The sequence below is a fragment of the Vibrio sp. 1641 genome, assembly GCF_033339995.1.
Lineage (GTDB): Bacteria > Pseudomonadota > Gammaproteobacteria > Enterobacterales > Vibrionaceae > Vibrio > Vibrio alginolyticus.
In genome coordinates, this window is record NZ_JAWOVP010000454.1 from 1 (window position 1) to 540 (window position 540).

Sequence of the window (540 nt, forward strand, 5' to 3'; positions counted from 1 at the left end):
TCCCCTGCGGAGACTGAAGCTGGGAGTAATAGCGCCACTCCTAATGTGACTAATAGTATATTTTTATTGAACACCCTTAATTCCCCCTCAGCTGTCGAACGCCAAATCGATGCTCAATTAAATCGCTACTTTTCACAGATAAGTATTTATGAACCATCTTTGCAGGAACCAACGTAATAGCTCCGATCTTTTGTGCCATTTCAAGCTTAAGTACTTGTTTAACGGTCAACGCGATGATCAAGCCATAGTCTTCGTTTGACGAATCATCATCTTCAGACACATTCATCGCCTGTAAAACTAATGCACCATCAATAATGACGTTGCTTGTTAAGCTATCGATATCGGAATAACCGCTTTCTAATAAATTCGATTGAGATGAGGTTGTAGCGACAAAACTGACGCGGTCGCCAGGTTGTATTGGTAACGCCTCAACAATGCTACTGCCTTGAGAAAGGTAGTAATAAGGGACCTGATCTTTTTTAAGCGAAAGATACATGTAATCTTTTTCGCCTGGGTTAGAAACCAAGTTTGACGTTAGTT

1 pseudogene is annotated in these 540 nt (G+C 40.9%); it reads right to left on the reverse strand.

The features are described from left to right. Nucleotides 1-76 precede the first annotated feature (76 nt). Nucleotides 77-540 (reverse strand): annotated as a pseudogene (locus R7Z47_RS26535) (pilus assembly protein CpaB); the annotation flags it as partial.